This is a genomic window from Streptomyces sp. NPDC046866, from assembly GCF_040704625.1.
Lineage (GTDB): Bacteria > Actinomycetota > Actinomycetes > Streptomycetales > Streptomycetaceae > Streptomyces.
The window spans coordinates 13,209-39,177 of the sequence record NZ_JBEYXN010000019.1 but is presented as its reverse complement, the minus strand read 5'-3'; the positions used below and the strand labels follow the sequence as shown (position 1 = coordinate 39,177).

The window sequence follows — 25,969 nt, the reverse complement described above, 5'->3', positions numbered from 1 at the left end:
CGCCGCCTCCGCCGAGACCTCGGGCGGAGGTGTTCGCGCCGCTGGTGCGGCGCAGGCCCCCCACCGCCCAATCCGAACCCGTTTCCCCCTAATCCGAACCCGTTTCCCCCGCTCCGGAGGGAATGCCCCAAGCCGGCTGGTTACAATGCAGGCTGGAGGGTCAGGAGGCGGGCCGGGTCGCCACGAACGTGTGCGTGATGCCGGTCTGCCAGCCCGGCTGGGGCAGCGTGCGCACGCCGGTGAACCCGGCGCGGCCCAGCCTCCGGGCGAACGCCCCGGCGGTGTCGAAGTCGAGTACGCTGCGCCACAGATGGCGGTAGAGCGCTTCGTCGCCGTGGCGCCGCGCCCAGGGCAGGACCACGGCGCCCATGACCGCCGACCACACCGCGCGGTCGACGGCGCGGCCGCCGAGGGCGTACTCGTGGACGGCCAGCCGCCCGCCGGGGCGCAGCAGGTCGCGCACCGCGCCGAGTCCGGCGTCGGGATCGGCCAGGTTGCGGAAGAGGTACGCGGCGAAGACGGCGTCGTACGGGCCGGTGACGCCGGCGTCCGCCATGCCCTCGACGGGTGCGTGGACGAAGGTCACCCGATCGGGCCAGGCCTTGCTCCGGGCCCGGGCCAGCATGCCCGCCGACGCGTCGACGGCGGTGACCGTCGCGCGCGGCGCGGCGAGCAGCAGGGCGGCCGTCGACGCGCCGGTGCCGCAGCCGAGGTCGAGGACGGACTGGTCCGCTCCGTCCCGGGGCAGTGCGAGGCGGCGCGCCGAGCGGCGCAGGTGGCGGTGGTAGCCGGGGCTGGCCGAGGTCATCCGGTCGTAGGTGCGGGCCGCGCGGTCGAACGCCCCGGCGAGTTCGGCGTCTCGGAGCAGGGCCATCGTCGGTTCCTCCACGGGTCTTCGACGTCCCAGTGTCGCTCCGCGAGCGGCCGGACCTGTCGCGCCTCGCCGGGCGCCGCGGTGTGCCCCGCCTACACGGCGGCACGGCTCGCGCGCCTCGGGAGCGGGCCGTTAGGGGGCCGCTCGGCGCAATGAGCGTGCATCCGGAAGCACAGGCGGTACGGAATGACCCGTGAGCCAAAGAAGCGACGCCGCCGGCCAAGGGAGTTCCCATGCGCGTACTCGACCCGCTCGACCCGCTCGAACCACTCGACCCGCTCGACGTCGATGAGGACGTGCCCGCGGCCGTCGAAGCGCGTCTCGGCGAGATGCTGGAGCGGCGCCTGGCCGAGGCGGAGGCCACGGACCCCGTGTTCGCGGCCGACATCGCTGCACGGGTCGCGCAGTTCGCGCTGGCGGGCGGCAGGCGGCTGCGCTCCGAGCTCCTGTGGTGGGCGATGCGCGGCTGCGGGGGCGAGGACGCCGAGGCCCGGCGGGCCCTGGGTGCCGCGGCGGCGCTGGAGCTGATCCAGACCTGCGCGCTGGTCCACGACGACGTGATGGACGGATCGTCCCTGCGCAGAGGGCGCCCCGCCCTGCACGTCGTCCTGGACGACCAGTTCGGTAGCGGGGGGCGCGAACTGCCCTGCGGCACGTTCGGCGGCGCGGCCGCCGTGCTGGCCGGCGACCTGGCCCTCGGGTGGGCCGACGACGCGTTCGCGGAGTGCGTGCACGGGTCGCCGGCGGCCACGCGGGCGTACGCGATCTGGCGGGCGATGCGCACCGAGATGGTGGCGGGCCAGTACCTCGACCTGCGGGCCCAGGTCACCGGGGCGAGATCGGCCGGCCAGGCGGTGCGCACCGCGGTGCTGAAGACGGCGCTGTACACGGTGGGGCATCCGCTGGCCCTCGGCGCCGCGCTGGCGGGCGCGCCGGAGCGCACGGTGCGCCGGCTGCGCGAGGCCGGACGGTCGGCGGGGCTCGCCTTCCAGCTGCATGACGACCTGCAGGGGATTTTCGGCGAGCCGGCGGTGATCGGGAAGCCGGTCGGCGAGGACGTCCGCGAGGGCAAGGCGACCTGTGTGCTGGCCGTTGCGCGGGAGCTGTGCGCGCGCCAAGGGGACCGGGCGGGCCTGCGGCTCCTGGACGAGGTCGTCGGCGCACCGGCCGCCGGGACGCGCGACGTCGCGCGCGTCCTCGACCTGCTGGTCTCGTGCGGCGCCCGCGACGAGGTCGCCGAGCGCATCGAGGAGCTGTGCGGCGACGGCGCCGAGGCGGTCGCGGCCGCAGGCCTCTCGCCGGCGGCCGCGGACCGGATCGGTCTTCTGCTGCGCGGCGCCTGCGGACTCGACCCGGGCGGGACCCGGCCGGCGGCGGAGGAGTCCGTACGGGACGGCGCCGGCGGTCGCGGGCCGATCGGGGAGGACCGTTGAAGACCGTGACCGGTCCGACGGACCACGTCGTCGTGGTGGGCGCCGGCCTGGCCGGGCTGGCCGCCGCCCTGCACCTGGCGGGGGCGGGACGGCAGGTGACCGTCGTGGAGCGGGAGGCGGGGCCGGGCGGACGGGCCGGACGCCTTGACCTCCGGGGCTACCGGGCGGACGCCGGGCCGACCGTGCTCACCATGCCCGAGATCCTCGACGAGGCCTTCCGGGCCGTGGGCGACTCCCTGGACGACCGGCTCGACCTCGTCCCGCTCCATCCCGCGTACCGGGCGCTGTTCGCCGACGGCTCCCGGCTCGACGTCCACACCGACGGCGAGGCCATGGAGGCCGAGATCGCCGCCTTCGCCGGCCCGAGGGAGGCCATGGGCTACCGCGGGCTGCGCCGGTGGCTCGAGCAGCTCCACGCCGTCCAGATGCGGCGTTTCATCGACGCCAACTTCGACTCCCCGGCCCAGCTGCTGCGTCCCGAACTGGCGCGGCTCGCGGCGCTCGGCGGGTTCGGGCGCCTCGACCGGGCGATCGGCCGGTTCCTGCGGGACGAGCGGCTGCGGCGCGTGTTCACCTTCCAGGCGCTGTACGCCGGAGTGGCGCCGTCGCGTGCGCTGGCCGCCTACGCCGTCATCGCGTACATGGACACGGTCGCCGGGGTGTACTTCCCGCGGGGCGGAATGCACGCCGTACCGCAGGCCATGGCCGGCTCGGCGGCGCGGGCGGGTGCCGTGCTGCGGTACGGCGAGCCGGTGCTGCGGCTGGAGCGTTCGGGAAGCCGGGTGACCGCGGTCGTCACCGCACACGACCGCATCCCGTGCGACGCGGTGGTCCTCACGCCCGACCTGCCGCTCTCCTACGGTCTGCTGGGAGGCGCTCCCCGGCGGGCCGTGCGCCTGCGGCACGCACCGAGCGCGGTGGTGCTGCACGTGGGGACGGACCGTTCGTGGCCGCAGCTGGCGCACCACACGCTGTCGTTCGGGTCGGCGTGGGAGGCCACCTTCGACGAACTGATCGGCGCCGGGCGGCTGATGACCGATCCGTCTCTGCTGATCACCAGGCCCACCACCACCGATCCGTCGCTGGCCCCGCCGGGCCGCCACCTGCACTACGTGCTGGCGCCCTGCCCCAACACCGAACGGGGGCCGGGGGCGGCCCACTGGGGCGAGCTGGGACCGCGGTACCGCGACGCCCTGGTGCGCGAGCTGGAACGGCGGGGGCTGGCAGGACTGGGAGCGTCCATCGAGGCGGAGAGCCTGGTGACGCCGGCGCAGTGGACGGCGCTCGGACATGCCGCCGGGACTCCGTTCTCGGCCGCCCACACCTTCACCCAGACCGGGCCCTTCCGCCCGCGGAACCTGGTCCGGGGGACGGAGAACGCCGTCCTGGCGGGCTGCGGCACCACACCCGGTGTCGGCGTGCCCACGGTGCTGCTCTCGGGGAAGCTCGCCGCCGCCCGGGTGACGGGCGGCGCCCGGCGCCCGCCCCGTACCGCCCGGCCTGCGAGCCGGGCACCCCGGACGGTGCCGCCCGGCCAGGCCGTACCGGACGGGGAGCGGGCCCGATGACGGCCCGGGAGCTCGACGCCGCGGGCATCACCGACCCGTCGCTGCGCGCGGCCTACACGGCCTGTCGGCGGCTGAACGCCCGCCACGGCAAGACCTACTTCCTCGCCACCCGCCTGCTGCCCCTCGACCGGCGTGCCGCGGTGCACGCCCTGTACGGCTTCGCCCGGTACGCCGACGACATCGTCGACGACCTCGGCACGACGGCCACCGCCCTCGACCGGGGCAACGCCCTGGACGCGCTGGAACGGCAGTGGCTGCGGGCCGTCCGGGGCGAGCGGGTGCCGCAGCCGGTGGTGCGTGCGGCGGCCGACACCAGGACGCGGTACGGCATCGGGGCGCACCACTTCTCCGACTTCCTCGCCTCGATGCGCAGCGACCTGTCGGTCGAGGAGTACGCCACGTACGCCGACCTGGAGGGCTACATGCACGGGTCGGCCGCCGTCATCGGGCTGCAGATGGTGCCGGTGCTGGGCACGGTCGTGCCGCGGGCGGAGGCGGAGCCGTACGCGGCCGCCCTCGGGGTGGCGTTCCAGCTGACCAACTTCCTCAGGGACGTCGGCGAGGACCTCGACCGCGGACGGGTCTACCTGCCCGCGGACCTGCTGGCCGCGCACGGGGTGGACCGCGGCCTGCTCGTGTGGAGCAGGCGGACCGGACGCCGCGACGCCCGGATCACCTCGGCCCTGCGGGCGGCCGCGGCCCTGACCCGCGGCGTGTACCGGGCGGCGGAGCCCGGCATCGGCCGGCTGGATCCCGTGTCGGCGCCCTGCGTGCGCACGGCCTTCGTGCTGTACGGCGACATCCTCGGCGCCATCGAGCGGGACGGGTACGCGGTGGTGCACCGCCGGGCGGCCGTGGGGCGCCGACGCCGGGCGGCCGTGGCCCTGCGGGGCCTGGCCGGCGCCCTCGTGGCCCGCCGCGCGCCGCGTACGGGCGCCCGCGCCGGCGGACCGCAGGGGCGGATCGGGCGCGCGGTCCGGGCGGACGGCCGGCATCCGGCTCCGCCGGGAGGAGGCGGCAGCGTCACCGGTCGCCGCGGAGAGGAGACGGTGTGAGTACGGCACACGGGTCGGGCGGCCGACGGGCGGTGAGCCCGCTGCGGCTGCGCCGCAACGCCGTCGCCTGGGACCGGCAGCGCCCGACGTGGCGGCAGGCCAGGCCGGCGCTGATCGCCGAGGCGCTCGAGCGGGCGGCGGCGCGTCCGTCGGGCAACTGGTTCGTCGTCGGCGCTTCCCGGGACCTGACCACCCGCCGGCCGCTGGGACGGACGGTGGCGGGCACCGAGATCGTGCTGTGGCGCGGCGAGGACGGCACGCCCCACGCGGGTCCCGGGGCGTGCCCGCATCTCGGGGCGCCGCTGAAGGACGCCGTGGTCCGGTGCGGGAGGCTGGTCTGCCACTGGCACGGGCTGGACCTGGACGGCGGTCCGTTCGCCGGGTGGGCGCCGTGGCCGGTGCACGACGACGGGGTGCTGCTGTGGGTGCGCCTGGACCGGGTGGGTGGTGAACCGCCCACCGAGCGCCCCGCGGTGCCGGTCCGGCCGCCGCGGGGCGCAGCGCTCGCCGCGGTCTACACGGGGACCGGCGCGTGCGAGCCGCAGGACGTCGTCGCCAACCGCCTCGACCCGTGGCACGGCGCGTGGCTCCACCCGTACGCGTTCGTGGACCTGGCCGTCCGGGACCTGCCGGGCGGCGCTCCGGCGGACGGGGACGACGTGCTGCTGGTGGACGTGTCGTTCAAGGTGGCCGGGCGGATCGTCGTCCCCGTGAGCGCGGCCTTCCACGCGCCGGATCCGCGGACGGTCGTCATGCGGATCGTCGGCGGCGAGGGGGAGGGCTCGGTGGTCGAGACGCACGCGACGCCCCTGACACCGCCGGGTGCCGGGCGTCCGCGGACGGCCGTGGTCGAGGCGATCGTGGCCGGGTCGGACCGGCGCGGGTTCGCGGTGGCGCGGGCGCTCGCGCCGCTGCTGCGGCCCGCGATGCGTGCTGCGGCGGGCCGCCTGTGGCGCGACGACCTCGCGTACGCCGAGCGCCGCCGACGGCTGCGCGCGGAGGGCCGGTTTCCCGGCTGAGCGCGGCCGCCGGGCGTCGCGCCGCGGCTCGGTCAGCGTTCGCCGAAGCGGCGGGCCAGGAGCCGCAGGGGTGCGGAGCGGCCGTGCGGGGGGACGGTCCACAGCGTCTGCCCGCGCAGGCCCCAGCGCCGCAGATGGGTGTTGGCCGCGAGGAAGCCTGTGGTGGCGGCCCGCTCCATGAGCGCCACCGGGAGGCCGGTGCGGACCAGGTCGCCCGCGACGGTGACGGTGGGGTCGGGGGTGTCGACGGTGGGCCGGTCGGCGTGGCCGCCGACGGCGAAGAGGGGGCAATCGCGGCGCCACTCGTCCCGCCGGTCGACGGTGCGCGCGGCGGCCGTCTCCGGGTAGACGCGGTGCAGTTGCTCGACGAGGCCGCGTGCGAGTGCGTGCGGCTGCGCGCCCGGGTCCGCGGCATAGGCGTGCAGTTCGATGACGGCGCCGCCGGTCTTGCCGGCCCAGCGGGCGGCCTCGCCCTCGAAGAAGTTCAGCACGCTGATGTTGTCCAGCGGGCCGTAGCCGCTGGTGCCGAGGAAGCCGGGACGGTGCCGGTGGACCGGGCGATCGAGCCAGAGCCTGGTCACGAGGAAGGGCGGGGCGGTGCGGAGCCTGCCGATCCGGCCACGCCACGCGGCGTCGCACAGCTCCGGCGAGGCGGCGGTGAGCGCCTTGAGCCCGCCCGTGTCCAGGGCGAGGACCACCGCGTCCGCGTGCTCCGTGCGGTTCGGGGTGTGCACGAGGTGCCCGCCTCCGGGCCCGGGTTCGAGGCCCGCCACGGCGGTGCCGGTGCGGATGTCGACGCCGTGGCCGTCCAGATAGCGGGCGAGCGGGTCCCACAGGGCCTGCGGGTAGGGCTCGTCGGGCACGTCGAAGAGGAGGCCCTCGGAGGAGCCGAGGAAGTAGATGTGGAACATGAGGGCGAGTTCGGCGGCGGACAGGTCGCCGGGGTCGGCGAAGAAACTGCGGGAGAAGACTTCGAAGGCGAGGTGCCGGGCCGCTTCGGGGAAGCGCACGCGGTCGAGGAGCGCGAGGGCGCTGACGTCGTCGTAGCGCTGGTAGACCTCGGGGACCCGGACGTCCAGCAGCGGCAGCGCGGCCCGCGGGTTCATCCGGGTGAGGTCCTTGTGGCGGAAGCTCCGGCTGAGGAGGGCGAAGCCCAGCGCACTCCAGGGCGGCGTGCGCGGGACGCGGGCGAAGCTGTCGTACGTACCGCAGCGGTGCCGCAGCGGGTAGTCGGGCAGCGGGCGGAGCCGGTCGAGGCCCGGGTCGACCCGCCTGAGCAGCCCGCGCAGGTTGTAGTACTGGCGGAAGAAGGCGTGGAAGCCGCGGCTCATGGTGGCGGTGGATCCGTCCGCGAGGTCGGTGGGCCATCCGGCGAGGCGCCCGCCGAGCGTCTGCTCACGCTCGTACAGCGTGACCCGGACGCCCCGTTCGGCGAGGGCCGTCGCCGCGGCGATGCCCGCGAGGCCGGCGCCGATGACCGCGCACCGGCCGGGGCCGCCGTCGCCGGCGAACCGCCGGCCGGGGGGAGCGGGGATGACGACGGCCTTGCGGTCGCGGCCGCGGCGGGCGGCGGGGGCGTCGGGGTGGCGGGTCATCGGTGGTCTCCCTCGGGGGTGGCGGTCAGCTGCGGCGGCTGAGCAGGGGCATTTCCGCCGCGGTGCGGAGCATGGCGAGCACGGGTGTGCGCAGTCCGATGGCGAACTCCTCGGCGGGGCGGCTGGTTCCGTCGAGGAAGCGGAGCAGGCGGCCGCAGGGGACGTCGCGGAACAGGCGGCTGAAGAAGGCCGCGCCGTCGATGCGTCCGGTGTCGAGGCCGCGCAGGAGGACGGCGTCCATGGCGAGGGCCCGCGCCGGGTGGGCCGGCGGGGGCACCGGCGGCCGGCCCGCGTGCACGGCGTCCGCCACGGCGCGGGCCTGCCGTTGGATGGCGGCGAACGCGTACCCGGTGGAGGGGCGTACGGCTCCGCCCGCCGCGCCGATCCGGAAGACGTGCCGGCCGGCGCGGCGCTCGTACCGGCCGTCGGTCATGGGGATGACGCCCTGTTCGGTGGCGCTCACGCGCAGCGGTCCGAGCCCTAGGACGTCGCCGGTGTAGTGGTGGAGGGCCTGGTCGTAGGCCTCGCGGGTGAGGGGCGCGCGCCCGAACTCGGTGTACTCCACCAGCGCCTCGTGGCGACTGGTCGGCAGGACGTAGCCGAAGGAGAGTCCGTGCTCCGGCTGCGGGGTGCGGAAGTCCATGAGTTCGACGGTGTCGGGGGTGAGGACCGGGCGGTCGCACCGGACGAACCAGCCGCGGAAGTGCTGGCGCAGCGAAACGCGGGCGGGCGGCGGTGCGGCGGGGGGCCGGGAGTCGTAGACCCAGCGGGCGCGGAGCGTGAACGCGGCGCCGTCGGCGGCGCGGCAGGCCACGTCGGCGCCGTCCGGGCGGTCGGTGACGTCCTCGACGGCGGCTTCGATCCGGCGCAGCCCGCTCAGGCGGGCCGCCAAGCCCCGTTCGAACGCGTCCGAGCGCAGCATCTTGTAGCGCAGCGCGCCGAGGTCGCGAACCGGGCCGTCCCCGTCCGCGGCGCGGACGCGCAGCCTGCGCCAGCTCGCCGTGAGGAGCGGGTCGTAGTCGCCGGGGCCGGCCTCCCAGTAGCACCAGGTGCGCTCGGGAGGCCGGAGCCGGCCGGGCGGCGGGGCGACGAGGACGACGTCCGGGACGCGGACGCCGGGCGGCGGTGCCAGCAGCCGCCAGGCCAACGAGAGGCCGGCGGCCCCGGCGCCGACGATGACGATGTCGCTGCTGCGCCTCATGACGGGTGGTGCTCTCCGTTCCGGTCGGGCGGCGGCCCCCGGCCGGCCGTCGAGGTGACGGCGCGGGCCCACGGCGCGGCGCACGGACAGTGCACCCAAGCTTCTCGCGCGGCCCCGCCTTCGGATGCGCTTCGGCCGCGGCCACGCCGTACGCGTCGCCGTGCACCGGACGCCGGCGCACGGACCGGGCTCGGCGTGCTCGGTGCGGGGGCGCCGTGCGGGCGAAGTCCCCTCGACCGGCGTCGCAGATGGCAAGATCATTCCCGTAGTCCGTCGTCACAAGGGGGAGACCATGACCGAACAGCGCAAGACAGCCCGCCGCGCAGTGCTGACCGGAGCGGTGGCCGGGCTCACCGGGACCGCGCTGGCATCCGGCACCGCCACGGCCGCCGCGGCGACCACGCCCTCCGGAACGCCGGACTGGTTCGACGTCAAGGCCCACGGCGCCGTCGGCGACGGCTCAGCCGACGACACCGCCGCCGTCCAGCGCGCACTCGACGCGGCGGCCGCCGCAGGCGGCGGCACCGTGTACTTCCCCGTCGGAAAGTACCTCGTCAAGCCCGCAGCCGGCGCACCCGCACTCGCCGTCAAGGCCGACGGCATCCGCCTGGCCGGCGCCGGGGCGAAGGCGTCCATGCTGGTCAAGGGCGGCGACGGCATCCTGCTCCGCATGTCCGGCACGGGAGCGGCCTACTCCACCGGCGCCACCCACCGCCGCTACTGCTCCGTCGAGGACCTCGGGTTCAACGGAAACGGCAGGACCGGCCTGCTGCTGGAGCTCTACTACAACAACAACTCCTATGTCCGCGACGTCTTCATGACCTCGAACAGGGACATGTGCATAGACGCCGTGGAGTTCTGGGACTCCCGCTTCTACAACCTGGTCATCGAGGACTGCACCGGCACCACCGCGAGCACGACCCAGCCGAACATCTGGCTGCGCAACGCGTCCTCGGCCACCGAGGGCGCCTGGGGCCACAGCAAGGACAACATCAACCAGATCCACTTCATCGGCTGCCGCCTGGAGGCCTTCGGCACCGGCGCGCTGTGGATCGGCCAGGGCGCCGTCACCACCAACAACCCCAACGGCGTGTACATCACCGACTGCAAGTTCGAGACCTCCCGCATGCAGGGCGGCCCGCACCTGAAGACCGACGCCGGCTGCAGGCACGTCTACGCCACCAACATCTACTGCTACGCCGGTGACTTCGCGGCGGGCACCCCGGCCACCGCGCGGAACATCATCAGCTGGGCGGCGAGCGCCAGCGCGCTGGAGAACGTGGTCATCGCCAACGGGGACAAGGCCACCGTCAACGCGGGCGTCGCCCTCTACTCGGGCCCGGGCTCCACCGCCGTGCTGCGCAACGTCGTCGGGCTCTACGCCACCGCCCCGACCGGCACCCACATCTACTACGAGCAGTCCTCGACCGGCGACTTCCGGGTGGAGAACAGCTACGGCACCATCGGCGCCCAGGCGACCGGAACCATTCCGGTCAAGAACGCGCCGAACCCGCCGCTGCGCTTGGTACCCGGCCCGGTCACCGACGCCTCCTTCACCCGTCCGCCGCTGGACGGCACCCTCGCCGTGGACTCCGTCAACAAGCGCCTCTACGTCCGCGTCGGCGGCCAGTGGCTCTGGTCGGCGCTCAACGCGTAACCCCCCGACGCACCCGCCGAGGCGCTCCACCGCCGGCCCGCCCAGCGGTGGAGCGCAGGTGGGCCGCGCCATCGGCCTGTGGCCCACATCACATCTGTTTCCTGTCAGGAATCGGACGGCTGTCCCGCTCAAGTCGCCGAGAGCCCAGCGAACCGACAGGAGCACCCCATGAAGCACCGCATCGTCGTCCTCGGCGCCGGATATGCCGGGACCCACGTGGCCGGAAACCTGGCCCGTCGGCTGTCCCCGGCGGACACCGAGATCCACGTGGTCAACGCCGAGCCGGAGTTCGTCGAGCGGCTGCGGCTCCACCAGGTCGCGGCCGGCCAGGAGATCGAACCCCAGAAGCTCGCCGACATCTTCGCCGGCACGGGGACGAGGCTGCACCTGGCCCGCGTCACCGCCGTCGACCCCGAACGCCAGGTCGTCGCCCTGGCCGGCGCCGACGGCGGCGCCGAACTCGGCTACGACACGCTCCTCTACGCGCTCGGCAGCCACGGCGACGACCACGGCGTCCCCGGCGTGGCCGAGCACGCCTTCGACGTCGCCGCCCAGCCCTCGGCGCTGCGGCTGCGCGCACGCCTGGACGGCCTGCTGGAAGGCGGGAACGTGCTGGTCGTCGGCGACGGGCTGACCGGCATCGAGACCGCCACCGAGATCGCCGAATCCCGGCCCGGCCTGTCGGTGACGCTGGTCGCCCGCGCCGAGCTGGGCGCCCGGCTCTCCGCCGGAGCCCGCGGCCACCTGCGTCGGGCCTGCGACCGGCTGGGCATCACCGTCCTGGAGCACACCAGCGTCGAAGCAGTCGAAGCGACGCGGGTCCTGTGCGCCGACGGCACCGCCCTGGCGTCCGACGCCACCGTCTGGACCGCAGGGTTCGCGGTCAGCCCGATCGCCGCCGCTGCCGGGCTGGCGGTCACCGGGGACGGTCGGATCCTCGTCGACCGCACCATGCGCTCGCTCTCGCACCCGAACGTCTACGCCGCCGGCGACAGCGTCCACGCGATCGGCGACAACGGCCTGCCGCTGCCGATGTCGTGCGCCACGGCCGGCTACACCGGCATGCAGGCCGTCAAGGCCATCGTGGGACGCCTCACCGGCGCCACGGTCGGACACGTCAAGCTGGACTACCTGGGCAACCACATCAGCCTCGGGCGGCAGGACGGCATCCTGCAGCCCGTCGACCGCGAAGGACGGGCGAAGCCGAAGCACTTGGGCGGCCGCCAGGCCGCGCGGGTCAAGGAGGCCATCCTCAGGACGGCGCGGTGGGCCAACGCGCACCCGACCTTCGGTCTGCCCAAGCGCAAGCGGCACCTGGTACCCGCCGCGCCGCAGGCGTCCGCCGCGGACGCGGTCCCGTACGCGCCGGACGCCCCCGCCGGCCGGGCGGCCGCGTAGCCGCCTAGGGTGATCCGCATGGACAGCACCGTCAGCGACCGTTTCGACACCGCGCGGTTCGAGGCCGGCCGGAACCGGCTGGCCTCGCTCGCGTACCGGCTGCTCGGCTCGGCATCCGACGCCGAGGACGCCGTGCAGGACGCGTTCCTGCGGTGGCAGGCCGCCGACCGGGAACGCATCGAGGTGCCGGAAGCATGGCTGACGAAGGTCGTCACCAACCTGTGCCTGGACCGGCTCGGCTCGGCACAGGCACGCCACGAGCGAGCGGCGGGAGCCTGGCTGCCCGAACCGGTTCTGGAAGGGGACCCGATCCTCGGCCCGGCCGACACCTTCGAGCAGCGCGAATCGGTGTCCTTGGCCGTACTGACGCTGATGGAGCGCCTCTCGCCCCTCGAACGGGCCGTCTACGTCCTGCGCGAGGCCTTCTCCCACAGCCACGCCGAGATCGCCGGTATCCTCGGCATCACCGAGTCCGCGAGCCAGCAGCACGTCCACCGGGCCCGGGCCCGGGTCGCCGCCGAGCGCCGCCGCAGCCGCGGCGGCGAGGCCGACCCCGCGTCCGCGCGCCGGGTCGTCGAGGAGTTCCTCGCCGCCGCCGCGTCGGGGCGTACCGAGCGCCTGGTGGCACTGCTCACCGACGACGTGACGGCACTCTCGGACGGCGCCGGGCTGGCCAAGCGGCTGTTGCAGTACAAGACGCCCGAGCAGGTCGCCTCCCACGTGCGGGCCGGCTTCAAGCCGACGCCGGCGAAGCGGCGACTGGCAGGCGGCTCACCCGCGTTCCACTTCGCACGGGTCAACGGCTCCCCGTCCGTCCTCGCCGTGGTCGGCGACCGGGTCGTGGGCGCCCTGGCGTTCGAAGTCCGCGACGGCAGGGTCGCGTCCCTGCGCGGCATCGGTGCGGCGGCCCGGCTCACGCGCCTCAACGAAGCCTGGCGCCGGCACGAGTCCGCCGCGCCGGTCATCGCCGCGTGGTGAGCGGACCGGCTGACCAGGACCGCACGCGGACGCACGCCCTGCCGCCCTTGCGCAGCGTCCCGGGCCGCATGGCCGGCTGGCGCCGCGGCGCCTGAACGCCGACGTCCGGGATGCGTACGCGGCCGGTTGGCGGGCCGGGCCGGTGCGGGCCGGGTGTGTTCGAGCTCCGGGCGGCGCAGTGATCGCTGAGAACGTCCTAGCCGATCGAGGCGGCGGCCAGCAGCAGGGCCAGGGCGCCGCAGGCGTCGAAGACGCCGCACCACTGTGACCACGCGCGGGGCACGACCTCCGCCCTGCGGTGGTGGACCGCGTCCCACACCGCGTGACCCAGCCAGCCCGCCGCGAGGACCAGCAGCGTGAGCCGGCCGTCGAGGAGCACGGCCGCCAGGGCGACGGCCGCGAATCCGACGAGCGCGGCGAGCTGGAGGCCGAGGACACCCGGGCTGCGCAGTTCGCCCCGGAGCGCGCCGAAGAACAGGTAGAACAGCGGCATCGCGGCGAGGACTCCCGCGAGGAACTCCGGCGCGGGCCGCCCGTCGACGAACGTGAGGCCCGCGAGGACCAGGGCGATCAGCGTGGGCCAGCGGCGGGCGAGGGTGTGCATCGGGTGCCTCCGGTTCTGCGAGGGGCGGGCCTGTGGGCGCGTGCGGTGGTGCGCACGGCCGAGACCACGGTCCCCGGCGGCCGCGGCAGCCGAAAGCGGTCACCGGTCACCGTGTCCGTCCCCTTGGGGTAGCCGTCCTTCCGGCATAGGGTCGGGCGCATGGCGGAGCGGCTCATGGTGGTGGTCGGGTACGAGGCGGCCGAGCTGTTGGACATCGCCTGTGTGACGACGACCCTGGCCATGGCCAACGGGATCGGCGCGCCCGAGGTCCCCTACCGGGTCCTCGTCGTGGGCCCGGGCGGCGGCCCGCTCGTCTGCGGATCGGGGCTCGCCCTCGGCACCGAGCAGAAGCTCGAGCGGGTGACCGGTCCCCTCGACACCCTGATCGTCTCGGGCGGTACGGGCTTCGAGCGGGCGGCGGCGGACGGCCGGCTCGTCGGACACGTTCGGCGCTTGGCGCGGGAGAGCCGGCGGGTGGCCTCGGTGTGCACGGGGGCCGGGGTCCTGGCCGCAGCCGGGCTTCTCGACGGGCGCCGTGCGACCACGCACTGGCGGTTCGCGCGGCAGCTCGCCGAGCGGCACCCGGGGGTGACCGTGGACCCGGCGCCCATCTACGTCCGCGACGGACACGTCTACACCGCGGCCGGGGTCACCAGCGCGCTGGACCTCACCCTGGCGTTCATCGAGGAGGACCACGGCCCGGAGCTGGCCCGCCAGGTCGCCCGCGACCTCGTGGTCTATCTGCAACGGCCGGGCAACCAGGAGCAGATGAGCCTCTTCACCGCGACTCCGCCGGCCCGTGACGACGTGGTCCGCGCGCTCGTCGAGCACATCGCGGCCCACCCGGAGCAGGACCTCGGCACGGCGGCGCTCGCGGCGAGGGCGGGGGTGACGCCCCGCCACCTCACCCGGCTGTTCACGGAGCAGCTGGGGCTGGCGCCCGGCCGCTACGTCAGGCGGACCCGCACCGAGGCCGCCGCGCAGCTCCTCGCCACGACGGCGCTGCCGATGGCGAGGGTCGCGGCGCGCTGCGGCTTCGGGAGCGCCGAGGCGCTGCGACAGGCGTTCACGGAGCGGTTCGGGATCGCACCCTCCCGCTACCGGGCGGCGATGCGCCCGACGCGTGAGGGCCGGAAGCCCGAGCGCGGCCCCGACCGGGAGCGGAAGCCCGACGCCCCCCTCGCGGAGGTACCGCGAGAAGTCCAGCTGTAGACCCGCCACCCGTTCCCGTCCGGCACAGATCTTGCGGAGCGGTCGCGGAGGGGGACAGCTTCGTCCGGACATCAGCGATCACGCATTCTGGTCCACCACCAGCGCGTCGGCGCCCACTCGTTGTCGTCGGGCTCTGGCAAGGTGTGGCGCTCGAATTCCGCATCGATGCGCGTGATGATGCGGCCCAAGTCCCGTTCGGCCCCAGGCGGGAGACACAGCATCGCCCACTCCAGGTCGTCACGGGCATCTCCCACCCCGGGCGAATCGAACGCGGAGCCATCCAGATGGCGCCCGGGCTCCTTGAAGGCCCACTCGAAACACGACAGTGCCCTTGGCGACCGCGTTGGGCCACATCTGCTGGTCCTCCACCCGGCGGATGGCCGCACGAGTCGCCCCGCCGGGTCCCGTCCGGACGTCGACGACACCCGCGACGGCACGGACGGCACGGGCGAGGGGGGGGTACCAGAGCGCGGTCGTGCAACGGTCCGCGGAAGGCGCCCCTACGGCCCCACGGCCCGACCGCAAGGACCTGTTTCCGGGTCGGCGGCAACGAGCGGTCGGGACCGCCGACGGACGGGAAGGGCCAGGACCAGTCGGCCACCTCCGGCAGGTCGGTGCCGTGCTCGCGGATCCAGGCCCCGTGGCGCCGGCGCTGCCCGGCCATCCGGCGGCGCAGCGCCGCCGCGTCGTCGCCGAGCCCGGGCACGCGGTCGATCACGTCCATGACCAGCCTGTACCGGTCGAGGTCGTTGCGGACGACCATGTCGAAGGGCGTCGTGGTCGTGCGGGACTCCTTGTAGCCGCGGACGTGCAGCCCGGGGTGGTTCGGCCGGCGGTAGGCGAGGCAGTGGATGAGCCAGGGGTAGCCGTGGTAGGCGAAGACCACGGGCCGGTCGTGGGTGAAGAGCTCCTCGTACGCGGCGTCCGACATCCCGTGGGGGTGTTCCTCCCGGGGCAGCACGGACACGAACAGCGGCGCGTAGCCGTGGCCGGATCGGCTCGGTGGCACACGCGGTCCTGCACCACGCTCCGTGCCCGGTCGCGGTCGTCCCGCACACCTGAGCGGTCGGGCGGGGCCGCCCACCGGCGTGGTGACGGCCGGCCGGCCGGCGCCCTCGGGGCATATTCGAGGTGCCTTCCGGCCGGCCCGTCCGGCATGATCACGGCATGATCGGCGCACGGATCACTCATCGCACGGCGGACGGCCTCCGCGTACCCGGCACCTGGCGGCACGCGTTCATATGCAACGGCGGCTCCTACTTCCTCACCGACCTCTTCATTTACGCCGACGGGCTCGTCGACTGCTGGGAGCTGGTCACCCTCGACGAGTTCGAGCAGAAGCTCCGCTGCGGATGGGTGGCGACGAGCCTTCCGGAGGGCGGTCGCGCCTCCGCGCACGACCTGGCCTCGTGGGCGTTCGGTGAACCGCAGACCTGGCTGACTCCGGATCTGCTGCTCGCCGAAGTCCGCGACACCATCGACGAGCTGAACGGCCGCCCCGACTCGACCGCCCGCTGCCTCGCTGCGGTGGACGTCTTCATGGCGGACCGCACGGAGGACAACCGGGCCGCCGCCCGGGCCGCCTACCTGGCCGTCCCCGAGACCGTGCGGCACTACGCCCTCGGCGACATGGACCGCAAGGACCGCCCCCTGCGGGTCCTGGTGGCCGGGCCCGGCGGCCGGACCCCGGACGAACGCGGGGAAACGGTCACGCAGGAAGAGTACGACGAGGCCGTCGCATACTTCGAGGACCGCGCGCAGTGGCTCGCGAAGGCCCCTTCGCGGGTGCCGGCCGACGGGCCGGCCGAGTCCTTCGCCCCCGCGGTCAAGATCTACCACTCGTATCCGCAGCGCGCGCTCGAGGACCCGGGCAAGCAGGCCCTGCGCAACGACTACCCCGCCCCGATCACCGTCGGCGCCGTCACCTACCCGTCGGTGGCGCACGCCTACTGGGCCCGGTCCGTCGCCGAACCGGACGCCCGGACCGCCGTCGTGGCGGCGGAGTCGGGTGCGAAGGCCCGTGCGGTCGCGGCCGCGGCGCCGCGCCGCGAAGGCTGGGAGCAGGTCCGCACGGCGGTCATGGCCGGTCTGCTGCGCGCCAAGTACGAGCAGCACCCCGACCTGGCTGCGATCCTGCTCGCCACGGGTGACGCGACCGTGCTCTACGACGACGCCGACTCGGGCTTCTGGGGCGAGAACGGGGGCCGGGGCCGCAACTGGACGGGCCGCCTCCTGGAACTCGTCCGCTCGGAACTGGTGGCCCGACAGACCCTCGTCGACTGACCCGGGCCTGACCCGCCGCGAGTACGCGAAGACGCCCGGCCGGGTGTTCCCGGCCGGGCGTTCGTGCGTCCGCGTGACCTCAGGCTGCGGGCGGGGCGGGGGTGGTGGGTGGAGGCGGGTTTCAGCCGGTTCGGCGGATGCCGGGGCAGCGCCACGATCCGGAGAGGACTTCGGGGTGCGGCCGGTACAGGCGCAGGATGAGGAACCAGTCCTCGTGGGCCGCGCACGGGAGCCAGTTGGCGTCGTCGCCGGGCGGCGGGGGGTCGGCCTGGAGGCGGATCGTGAGACTGCCGTCGGGGGCGGTCGTGAGGCGGGGTGTGCGGTCGCCGACGGAGTAGCGGTCCGCGGGGTTGGGGATGAGGTTGCGGTCCGATGCGGTGTAGGCGGTCATGGACCAGAAGGCATCGACCGGCGGGAGACGGTCGGGAGGGAAGTGGAGCTCGTAGCGGCCGTCGGGGGCGAGCGGGTTGCCGGCGGTGTCGTGGAAGTTCACCAGGTAGACCGCTTCGGCGGGGTCGTTGGCGACGATGCCGGCCAGTGACTGGTCGGCCGCGCGGCTGAGGAAGTCGTCGCCGAAGCGGCCGATGCTCTGCGGCGGGTAGTGCCATCCCTCGACGTCGGTGGCCCAGTCGCCGCTGAGGAACTGCTGGGTGAGGAGCTGCTTGCCCAACGCCGCCGCCCGGACCAGGCTGTGCTTGACCTGCTGGGGCTGGGCCTCGACATCCAGGCCGGGGCCGATGCCGATGTCGGCGAACTGCCGCAGGAGGATCCGGTGGTGTTCCGGGGGCGGGTTCTCTGCCAGCATCGCGTTCAGGGTGATCCACGGGCCGAGGGGGTTGTCGGAGGCGTCGACCGGTTCCAGTACGTCGCGTCGCTCCGGCACCGAGGCCTCGGGGTGTCCCCACCGGCCGAGAGGCGTGAGCCGGTATTGCTCTTGCAGCCGGTGGACGGCCGGCAGGTCGTCGGGACCGTCGACGAGCGTGCGGCCGAGGACGATGATCCAGGGGGTCGGTGCGGGCGACACCGGCCGGACGCCGGACGGCAGCCGACCGGACCAATCGGGCCCGACGAGAGCGAAGTCTCCCGCGGCGGATCCGGTGGTCCGTGCGCCGACGTAGTCGAAGTTGTCCGAGGTGACGGCCGCGAGCTGGAAGGTGAAGTACCTCTCGCCCATCTCGGGGTGGGACAGGATCACCGGTCCGTCCGACAGGTCGACCCAGGCGATGGAGTACAGGGTGTCGTTGTTCGGGGACCCGCCTTGGCGGTAGGTGGCGTCCATGAGGCTGCCGGCGTGCCAGAACTGGTTGACGGCCGCGTACGGCACATGTGCGGGGTCGCGTGGCCGGGTGACCCAGTCGTGGCGCAGCTTCGCGTTGTACAGGTAGGGGAAGCCGTAGACGAAGCCCTGCACGGCGAGGGTGTAGGCGTACTCGCCCTGCCAGTCCTGCAGTCGGCCGCGCAGGAACGGCAGGACCGAGTTCCGCGTGGCGACACCGGCCAGGCCGAGGCCGGCGCGCACGCGCCGCACGCGGCCGGCGATCCGGCGGTGGTCGTGCGCTGCGTCATAGGCGTCGGCCGCGATCCGCGTGGTGCTGTGCGCCAGGTCTCGGGCCAGGGTCTTCATGCGCTCGGTTTCATGCCTGATCGCGTGCTCGACGGTCATCTCGGAGCCTCACTGGAGGGGAAGGGCACGTACGTGCGTCTCCGGCTCGTCCTTGCGGAGCGCGCACCCCGCCGGTCGCTGTGCGCGGCGCGACGGCGCGTTCAGACACGGGATGACTGGCAGCCCGGCCTCCGCGCCGGATCGCACGCCCACCACCATCGTCGTCGCCGGCCGCGAACATCACCACTTCGGGTGAACGGAGCCGGGTGCGGGCACGCCCCTGCCCCCTCCCAGGGCACGTGCGCGGTTCCTTCGCTCCGGAAGGTGTCGGCGTGGCCTGCTTGATCCGTCAGGCCGGGCACCGCAGAGTCTGGATGCGGCGCCGCCCGGACGCCGGTGCCGGGCGGGCGGGCATCGGCATCCCCGCCCGCCGAGCGCACCGCGCACACTGCCCGCCCGGAACGACGCCGGGCGGACCTGATCCCGGGAGCGGCCGTGCCGATGATCGTGGACCTGGTCGTGATCGGCACGGCCATCACGCTCGGCCCCCTGCACAACAGTGCCTTCATCCTGCTCCTCGCGTCACGCCGCGGCGTGCGCAAGGGGCTGGCCTTCCTGCTGTCCTGGCTGGCCGACCTCATCGCCGTCATCGCCTGCGTGATGCTGCTGACCGGCGGCACGCCCCCCGTCCACCACACGTCGCCCTCCACCGCCGCCGTCGCCGCCAAGCTCGCCATCGGCGTCGGCCTGGTGGGGTTCGGCTGCTACCGGTACCGGACGATGCCCCGCCCCTACCGGCCACCGACCTGGACGGCCCGCATCGACCAGGCCTCCCTCGCCACCGCCGCCGCACTCGCCTGGCTCCTCCAGCCGTGGGCCCTGGTCGCCGCCGGCGCCGCCACCGTCATCGACGCCGACCTCTCCACCCTCACCGACTGGCTCGCCCTCACCGGATACTGCCTCCTGGCCACCCTCAGCCTCCTGGCCATGGAGCTGTACACCGTGTGGGCGCCGGCCAGCGCCCAGGCCCGCCTCCACCACCTACGGACCTGGCTCGAAGGACACCAGGAACAGCTGGTCATCAGCCTCGCGCTCCTGGCCGGCCTCTGGCTCACCGGCAGCAGCATCTACGCACTCGCCACCTGACGACCCGGTCTCATCCGTTAGGGCCAATCGGCCGCGGCGTTCTGCGGAACGTGCCCAAGGTGTGAGAACCCCGGCACGACGCTGCAGGATCGGGTTCGGGCGGTGCCGTGCACGAGGCGCGGGGGAGGGCCGTGCGGGGATGCGGGACGTGTGCCGGCGTGCCAGGTTGGCCGTGCTGCCGAGCCGCGGCCGGATCCCGGCCCCGGCAGTGCGGCACGCCCCCACCGGGTGAATGACGCGCCGGCCGCGAGGTCGGCGGAAAGGCGGGTCCCCATGAAGCGGTTCGTTGCCTCCGGCCTGCTCTGTGCGGTCGTGGCGGTCGGCGCCTCGGCATGTTCGAGCAATGACAAGACTCCCGAGGAGGAGGCCACGCAGGCCGCCGCCGAGCTGTGTACCAACCTGACCAAGCTCAAGTCGGACAACGCCGCGCTCAAGGCGCTGAATCCGGCGACGGCCACGAAGGACCAGATGCAGCAGGCGTACGAGGCCGTGCAGACGGACTGGAAGAAGGTCAAGGAGAGCAGGCAGACGATGAAGTCGGCCGAGCGGGAGGCCGTCAAGGATGCGGCGGAGAACCTCAAGAAGAGCTACGACGACCTGCCCGGCGACACCACGGGCAAGGACGCGCTGACCCAGCTCCAGCCGCAGATCCAAGCCCTGGACACGGCGGTCAACGAGGCAGCCACCTCGCTCCGGTGCCGGACGACGTGAGGTGAGCGAGCAGCCGGCCATCCTGCCCTACGCCGACCCGGCCTTCGTCGCGAACCCGTTCCCGCAGTACCGGCGGCTGCGCGAGGAAGGCCCGGTGCGCCGCGCCGTCATCGCGGGCGGCCTGGAGGCCTGGCTCGTCACCCGCTACGAGGACGGGCTCGCGGCCCTCTCCGACCCCCGCCTCAGCAGCGACGTACGCGACGCCTCCGACCCCCGGCTCCTGCGGCAGCTGCCGGAGACGGAGCGCGAGTCGATGCTGAGCAACATGCTCCGCAGCGATCCGCCCGACCACACCCGCCTGCGCCGCCTGGTCTCCAAGGCGTTCACCGCCCGCAGGGTGGCGGCGATGGAGCCCCGGATCCAGGCCATCACCGACCGGCTGCTGGACGCGGTCGTCCCGGACGGCCGCGCCGACCTCGTCGCGGACTTCGCACTGCCGCTCCCGGTCACGGTGATCAGCGAACTGCTCGGGGTGCCGGTGGACGACCGCCGGGAGTTCCAGCACTGGACCGACCGCATGCTGATGAGGGGCGCCGAGCCCGCGGATCCCGCCGTGGTGGACGAGGCGTGGCGGCACATGCGCGCCTACGTCACCGGCCTCATCCAAGACAAACGCGCCCACCCCGCCGACGACCTGCTCAGCGGCCTCATCACGGCCCGCGACGAGGAGCAGCAGCTCACCGAGGACGAGCTGATCGCCATGGTGTTCCTGCTGCTCGCCGCCGGCTACGTCACCACCGTCAACCTGATCGGCGGCGGCATCGCCATGCTGCTCGCCCACCCCGACCAGCTCGACCGGCTGCGCTCCGACCCCGGGCTGCTGCCGGGCGCGATCGAGGAGTTCCTCCGCTACGACGGCCCCGTCAGCCCCGGCATCGCCCGGTTCGCGCGCGAGGACGTCGAGATCGCAGGCGTCACCGTCCCGCGCGGCGCGACCGTACTGGTCGCCTCGGCCATCGCCGACCGTGATCCGGCCCGGTTCCCCGACCCGGACCGCCTGGACGTCACCCGGCAGGACAACGCCCACCTCGCGTTCGGGCACGGCCCGCACTACTGCCTGGGAGCGCCGCTGGCCCGGCTGGAAGGCCAGATCGCCATCGGCACGGCCTTGCGCCGCCTCCCCGGGCTCGCCCTCGCCGTGGCGCCGGACGACATCCCCTGGCGCCCCGGCGGCCTGCGCGGCCCCGCGAGCCTCCCGGTGACCTTCACACCGGGCGGCTAGCGTCCTCGAGGGACGGAAGGGCTCCTCGGAACGTCCAGCGCGTGTGGCTGTACACCCCGCTGTCGCGACCGAAGCCGTACGCGGTGGTCGGGGCCACCGCGAACACCCTCGCCCTCCCCGCACGGAACGCGTCCCCGATCCCGTGGAAGGTGCCTTCGGGCGAGGTGATGTGGGGCCCGTACTTCGCCTCGTACGCCGCGATCACCTCCTCCAGGGCCGCCGGGTCGGCGATCGGATGCGCCGTGCCCTCCACCACGAGGTCGAGCCCTTCGGTGAGCGAGTTCCCACCGGTCGTCAGCGCGCAGTGCGCGTCGTGGGCGAGGTTCTTCGCCTTCTGTTCGCCCGGGCCGGTGGAGAAGTACAGCACGCCCTCGTGCCAGACGGCGATCACGGGCGTGACGTGCAGTCGTCCGTCGGGCCGCACCGTGGAGACCCAGAAGATCTCGGCGGTCGCCAGGTGCCGCTGGGCCTCGGCCCAGTCGGTGGGGGTGACGTCCTCGGCCCCCGGGCGGGGGTTGAGCGCGGAACTGTAGCGGGCGTCGAGCTCGGTCGTGGGCTGCTGTGCGGATCCGTGGGTGGGCATGGCAGTTCTCCTTCCTGTTCCCCTCCGTAACGACCGGCCGCCCGGACCGGGACCACCGGCGCGCCCGTTCGTGTCCGTCCGGGCCCGCGCCGCCGCTCCTCCCGGGCCCCGGCGGGCCGGTGCCGCGACCCCGGCTTAGGCTGGACGAGGGGCTCACCCGGATGACGCCGCATGCCGGAAGGGACGCCCTGATGGACGAGTACCCGCTGATCGAGGACCACGGCCTGATAGGCGACCTGCAGACCGCGGCCCTGGTGACCACCGACGGATCGGTCGACTGGTTCTGCTGCCCGCGCTTCGACTCGCCCAGCGTCTTCGGAGCCCTGCTGGACCGGGGCAAGGGCGGGCACTGCACGGTCCGGCCCGCTCACACGACGTACGCCACCAAGCAGTTGTACCTTCCCGACACCGCGATCCTGGTCACCCGGTTCATGACCGAGGCCGGCGCCGGCGAGGTGGTCGACTTCATGCCGTTGACCGGCCCCACGGCCACGGACCGCCACCGCATGGTCCGCATGGTCCGCTGCGTACGCGGCAGCATGACCTTCGACGTGGACATCGCCCCGCGCTTCGACTACGGGCGCAAACCGCACGAGCTGCACGTGACGGAGAACGGAGCCGTGTTCGTCTCGGAGGGATCGGCCCTGACCGTGCACACGGTCCGCGAGCAGGACGACGAGCGGCTGGTGCACTCCCTCACCGGCGACTACGACCTGCACCTCACGCTCAGCCTGCACGCGGGCGAGCAGCGCGGGCTGATGCTGGAGTCCGCCGCAGACGGACCGCCCCGGCAGGTACGCCTCGCCGAGTACGAGGAGCTCTTCCACGACACCATCCGCTACTGGCGGTCCTGGCTGGGCCAGTCCCGCTACACCGGCCGCTGGCGCGAGGCCGTGGAGCGGTCCGCCGTGACCCTGAAGCTGATGACCTACGCGCCCACCGGCGCCGTCGTCGCCGCACCCACCGCCGGACTGCCCGAGCAACTGGGCGGCGAGCGCAACTGGGACTACCGGTTCACGTGGATCCGGGACGCCTCCTTCTCCGTGTACGCCCTGCTGGGCATGGGGTTCACGGAGGAGGCCAGGGCCTTCATCGGCTGGATCGACGACCGCATCAAGGAACGGGCCGGCGGCGAGGGGGAGTCCGGGCCGCTGAACATCATGTACGCGGTCGACGGCTCCTCCGACCTGAAGGAGGAGAGCCTGGAGCACTGGGAGGGCTACGAGCGGTCCGCCCCCGTGCGCATCGGGAACGGCGCCGCCACCCAGATCCAGATGGACATCTACGGCGAGGCGATGGACAGCATCTCCTTCGCCCACGGACACGGCATCCACCTCGGGTACCACGGGTGGACCGGGCTGCTCCGCGTCCTGGACTGGCTGGCCGACCACTGGGACCAGGCGGGCGAGGGCCTGTGGGAGACCCGTGGCGGCCGCCAGGACTTCACCTACGGCCGGGTGATGTCCTGGGTGGCGTTCGACCGCGCGCTGCGGCTCGCCCAGGACACGGGGCGTCCGTCGGCTGCACAGCGCTGGAGCAGCACCCGGGACGAGATCTACGAGCAGGTCATGGCGAAGGGATGGAACGAGGGGCGTGGGGCGTTCGTCCAGCACTACGGCAGCGACGTCCTCGACTCGTCGCTGCTGCGCATGCCGACGGTCGGCTTCATCAGCCCGGAGGACCCGATGTGGGCCTCCACCCTGGACGCGGTCGAGAACGAGCTGGTCACCGACAGCCTGGTGTACCGGTACAACCCGGAGGCGTCGCCCGACGGCCTGCGCGGATCCGAGGGAACCTTCTCGCTGTGCACCTTCATGTACGTCGACGCCCTCGCGCGCGCCGGGCGCGTCGACCAGGCCCGGCTCGTCCTGGAGAAGATGCTCGGGTACGCCAACCACCTCGGTCTGTACTCGGAGGAGATCGACCTGACCGGACGCCAACTGGGAAACTTCCCGCAGGCGTTCACCCACCTGGCCCTCATCGACGCGGCGATCACCCTCGACGCGGCCCTGAACCGGGCGCGGGCACACGGGTAGTCAGCCGCGCCCGCCGCGCCCGCCGGCACCCGCCGCCCCGGCCGGCACCGGGCCGAGGAGCACCAGCGTGTCGCCGTCCGCCGGTTCGGCCGCGCGGGCCCCGACGACCGGTTCCAGCAGCCCGTTCCGCCGGACCGTGAACAGCGTCTCGCACCCGGCCGGAGGGGGCTCAGAGCCGGGCTGCACCAGGAAGCGGGCGCCCCGCGCGTGGTGCTCCGCGAGCAGGTTGCGGACCATGGCCGGGCCGAAGAGGGCGGTGCCACCCGTGTACGGGGCCACCACCGCGCCGCTGTCGGGCGGGGGGCCGACCCGGTAGACCGGCCCGTCGACGCTGTCCTGGACGACGACCGAGGCGAGGGCGTTGAAGTCGTCGTCATCCGTGCACAGGAGCACCGCCGTGACCCCTTCCAGCCGCGCCCCCGGGGCGGTGGCCGTGGCCAGGAGCTCACCCGGGGCCAGTTCGAGGCCGGCCTGCTCGATGCGCTGCCGCTCCTCCGCGAGCCCGGCCCACATCAGCACGTCCAGGCCGGCCGTGCGCAGCGCGCGTGCCAGGTCGACCACCCAGGGCGCCCCGCCGACCAGCAGGGGACGGGTCCGTGCGGGCCGGACGACGCCCAGCCTGGCGGCAACGGGCCGGGCCGTGAGGGCGTAGACGAGAACAGTTCCGACGATGACCAGGAAGGTGATCGGCAGGATCTCGTCCGCGCCGGACAGCCCGTCGTCGACGAGGGTGGCGGAGAACGTCGTGGCGGTGGAGGCGGCGACGATGCCGCGCGGCGCCATCCAGCCGATGAAGGCCCGCTCCCCGGAGCCGAGGTGCGTGCGGGCCGTCGCCAGGAACGCCACCGACGGTCGCACCACGAGGACGAGCCCGGCGACGAGCAGCAGCGAGGGCAGGAGCACCGGTGCCACGGCCTTCGGCGCGACCGTGGACGAGATGGAGATGAACAGCAGGCCGATGACCAGCTGGACGACGGTCTCGAAGAAGGGGTGGCGGGCCGGCATGTCGAACCCGGGCAGGTTCGCGGCCGCCATGCCCATCACGATGGCCGCGATGAGCCCGGTGTCGTCGAGGAGCATGTCGCAGCCCGCGGACACCGCGATGACCGCCGCCAGCTGGGCGAGCGTTCCCAAGGTCCCGCCGAGCCGCAGCTGCCGCAGCGTCAGCCACAGCAGGGCGACCCCGACCGCCCCGCCCGCCAGTCCGACGGCGAAGCTCCCGAACAACATGCCGAACCGGAACCCCTGGCCGCCCTGGAAGCGGACGATGACGTGGAAGACGACGGCCCCCAGGATGGCGCCGATCGGATCGATCAGGGAGCCTTCCCACACCAGGATCCGCCGCGCCCGGTCGGTCGGCCGGACGTGGTCGAGCAGCGGACCGACGACGGTCGGGCCGGACACGACGAGGATCACACCGAGCATCACCGCGACCGTGAGCGGAACGTCGAACAGGCCCGCGACCAGCCCCGCACAGGCCGCCCAGGTGATCAGCACCCCCGGCATGATCAGCCGCGCCACCACCGTCCGCGGTTCGCCCCCCAACTGGTGCCGGTGGAGGCCCAGCCCGGCGTCGTAGAGGATGACGGCGACCGCGAGCGACACCAACGGCGTGAAGTCGGGCGCCAACCGGTCGGGATGGATCACGTCGGTCAGTGCCCCGGCGGTGAAACCGACCGGCAGCAGCACGATCAGCGACGGGACGTGCAGCCGGCTCGCCAGGATCTGGGAACCCACGGCCAGCACGACGGTCAGGGCGGTGCCGAGCAGGATCTGCTGTTCGCTCACGGC

At 74.0% G+C, this 25,969-nt stretch carries 21 protein-coding genes and 1 pseudogene; 14 read left to right on the top strand and 8 right to left on the bottom strand.

What is annotated here, in order from left to right; genetic code table 11:
* Positions 1-160: 160 nt before the first annotated feature.
* Positions 161-874: a methyltransferase domain-containing protein gene (locus AB0953_RS24870; protein WP_366861767.1), complete on the bottom strand. Its 714-nt coding sequence runs from the start codon at positions 872-874 to the stop codon at positions 161-163.
* A 233-nt stretch (positions 875-1,107) separates the two neighbouring features.
* Here AB0953_RS24870 and AB0953_RS24865 point away from each other — a divergent pair, with 233 nt between their 5' ends.
* The 4 genes from AB0953_RS24865 to AB0953_RS24850 are packed head-to-tail and all read left to right on the top strand — an operon-like array spanning position 1,108 to position 5,949.
* The gene (locus AB0953_RS24865; protein ID WP_366861766.1) at positions 1,108-2,307 is read left to right on the top strand and encodes a polyprenyl synthetase family protein; all 1,200 of its coding nucleotides are present in this window, start codon (positions 1,108-1,110) and stop codon (positions 2,305-2,307) included.
* On the top strand, positions 2,304-3,875 hold the full coding sequence (gene crtI, locus AB0953_RS24860) for a phytoene desaturase family protein (RefSeq protein WP_366861765.1): 1,572 nt from the start codon (positions 2,304-2,306) through the stop codon (positions 3,873-3,875). Before AB0953_RS24865 ends, crtI begins: the two co-directional genes overlap by 4 nt.
* Positions 3,872-4,930, top strand: coding sequence for a phytoene/squalene synthase family protein (locus AB0953_RS24855; protein ID WP_366861764.1), 1,059 nt, complete (start codon positions 3,872-3,874; stop codon positions 4,928-4,930). The genes crtI and AB0953_RS24855 overlap by 4 nt, the downstream gene beginning before the upstream one ends.
* The gene (locus AB0953_RS24850; RefSeq protein WP_366861763.1) at positions 4,927-5,949 is read left to right on the top strand and encodes a DUF5914 domain-containing protein; all 1,023 of its coding nucleotides are present in this window, start codon (positions 4,927-4,929) and stop codon (positions 5,947-5,949) included. The genes AB0953_RS24855 and AB0953_RS24850 overlap by 4 nt, the downstream gene beginning before the upstream one ends.
* A gap of 32 nt (positions 5,950-5,981) precedes the next feature.
* Here the strand turns inward: AB0953_RS24850 and AB0953_RS24845 are convergent, their stop codons facing one another.
* Together AB0953_RS24845 and AB0953_RS24840 are read right to left on the bottom strand one after the other, a co-directional pair.
* Positions 5,982-7,544, bottom strand: coding sequence for an FAD-dependent oxidoreductase (locus tag AB0953_RS24845; RefSeq protein WP_366861762.1), 1,563 nt, complete (start codon positions 7,542-7,544; stop codon positions 5,982-5,984).
* Positions 7,545-7,569: 25 nt separating this feature from the next.
* On the bottom strand, positions 7,570-8,745 hold the full coding sequence (locus AB0953_RS24840) for a lycopene cyclase family protein (protein WP_366861761.1): 1,176 nt from the start codon (positions 8,743-8,745) through the stop codon (positions 7,570-7,572).
* A gap of 292 nt (positions 8,746-9,037) precedes the next feature.
* Here AB0953_RS24840 and AB0953_RS24835 point away from each other — a divergent pair, with 292 nt between their 5' ends.
* The 3 genes from AB0953_RS24835 to AB0953_RS24825 all read left to right on the top strand — a co-directional run bounded on the left by AB0953_RS24835 (position 9,038) and on the right by AB0953_RS24825 (position 12,778).
* The gene (locus tag AB0953_RS24835) at positions 9,038-10,402 is read left to right on the top strand and encodes a glycosyl hydrolase family 28-related protein (RefSeq protein ID WP_366861760.1); all 1,365 of its coding nucleotides are present in this window, start codon (positions 9,038-9,040) and stop codon (positions 10,400-10,402) included.
* A gap of 168 nt (positions 10,403-10,570) precedes the next feature.
* Positions 10,571-11,800 (top strand): FAD-dependent oxidoreductase, encoded by a 1,230-nt coding sequence (locus AB0953_RS24830; RefSeq protein WP_366861759.1) that lies wholly within the window; start codon positions 10,571-10,573, stop codon positions 11,798-11,800.
* An 18-nt stretch (positions 11,801-11,818) separates the two neighbouring features.
* Complete coding sequence (locus AB0953_RS24825) at positions 11,819-12,778, top strand: sigma-70 family RNA polymerase sigma factor (protein ID WP_366861758.1); 960 nt, start codon at positions 11,819-11,821, stop codon at positions 12,776-12,778.
* A gap of 196 nt (positions 12,779-12,974) precedes the next feature.
* Here the strand turns inward: AB0953_RS24825 and AB0953_RS24820 are convergent, their stop codons facing one another.
* Complete coding sequence (locus AB0953_RS24820; RefSeq protein WP_366861757.1) at positions 12,975-13,382, bottom strand: hypothetical protein; 408 nt, start codon at positions 13,380-13,382, stop codon at positions 12,975-12,977.
* A gap of 159 nt (positions 13,383-13,541) precedes the next feature.
* Between AB0953_RS24820 and AB0953_RS24815 the strand changes: the two genes are divergently transcribed.
* On the top strand, positions 13,542-14,594 hold the full coding sequence (locus AB0953_RS24815) for a helix-turn-helix domain-containing protein (protein WP_366861755.1): 1,053 nt from the start codon (positions 13,542-13,544) through the stop codon (positions 14,592-14,594).
* Positions 14,595-15,177: 583 nt separating this feature from the next.
* Here AB0953_RS24815 and AB0953_RS24810 read toward each other — a convergent pair.
* A pseudogene (locus tag AB0953_RS24810) lies at positions 15,178-15,555 on the bottom strand (phosphoketolase); the annotation flags it as partial.
* Positions 15,556-15,596: 41 nt separating this feature from the next.
* Between AB0953_RS24810 and AB0953_RS24805 the strand changes: the two are divergent.
* Positions 15,597-15,656, top strand: coding sequence for a hypothetical protein (locus AB0953_RS24805; protein ID WP_366861894.1), 60 nt, complete (start codon positions 15,597-15,599; stop codon positions 15,654-15,656).
* Between the two features lie 105 nt (positions 15,657-15,761).
* Positions 15,762-16,877, top strand: a complete 1,116-nt coding sequence (locus AB0953_RS24800; protein ID WP_366861754.1) for an NADAR family protein — start codon at positions 15,762-15,764, stop codon at positions 16,875-16,877.
* Between the two features lie 121 nt (positions 16,878-16,998).
* Here AB0953_RS24800 and AB0953_RS24795 read toward each other — a convergent pair whose 3' ends face one another.
* A complete protein-coding gene (locus AB0953_RS24795; RefSeq protein ID WP_366861753.1) occupies positions 16,999-18,540 on the bottom strand; it encodes a DUF1254 domain-containing protein in 1,542 nt (513 codons plus the stop codon).
* Positions 18,541-18,981: 441 nt separating this feature from the next.
* Here AB0953_RS24795 and AB0953_RS24790 point away from each other — a divergent pair, with 441 nt between their 5' ends.
* The 3 genes from AB0953_RS24790 (at position 18,982) to AB0953_RS24780 (ending at position 21,559) form a co-directional block, all read left to right on the top strand.
* A complete protein-coding gene (locus tag AB0953_RS24790; RefSeq protein ID WP_366861893.1) occupies positions 18,982-19,626 on the top strand; it encodes a GAP family protein in 645 nt (214 codons plus the stop codon).
* 273 nt (positions 19,627-19,899) lie between these two features.
* Positions 19,900-20,337 (top strand): hypothetical protein, encoded by a 438-nt coding sequence (locus AB0953_RS24785; protein ID WP_366861752.1) that lies wholly within the window; start codon positions 19,900-19,902, stop codon positions 20,335-20,337.
* A gap of 1 nt (position 20,338) precedes the next feature.
* On the top strand, positions 20,339-21,559 hold the full coding sequence (locus tag AB0953_RS24780) for a cytochrome P450 (protein ID WP_366861751.1): 1,221 nt from the start codon (positions 20,339-20,341) through the stop codon (positions 21,557-21,559).
* Here the strand turns inward: AB0953_RS24780 and AB0953_RS24775 are convergent.
* Positions 21,543-22,142 (bottom strand): pyridoxamine 5'-phosphate oxidase family protein, encoded by a 600-nt coding sequence (locus AB0953_RS24775; protein WP_366861750.1) that lies wholly within the window; start codon positions 22,140-22,142, stop codon positions 21,543-21,545. The genes AB0953_RS24780 and AB0953_RS24775 overlap by 17 nt on opposite strands.
* Positions 22,143-22,333: 191 nt before the next feature.
* On the opposite strand from AB0953_RS24775, the gene AB0953_RS24770 reads away from it, so the two are divergent.
* Positions 22,334-24,178, top strand: coding sequence for a glycoside hydrolase family 15 protein (locus tag AB0953_RS24770; RefSeq protein WP_366861749.1), 1,845 nt, complete (start codon positions 22,334-22,336; stop codon positions 24,176-24,178).
* Here the strand turns inward: AB0953_RS24770 and AB0953_RS24765 are convergent, their stop codons facing one another.
* Complete coding sequence (locus tag AB0953_RS24765; protein ID WP_366861748.1) at positions 24,179-25,966, bottom strand: cation:proton antiporter; 1,788 nt, start codon at positions 25,964-25,966, stop codon at positions 24,179-24,181.
* Between the last annotated feature and the right edge of the window lie 3 nt (positions 25,967-25,969).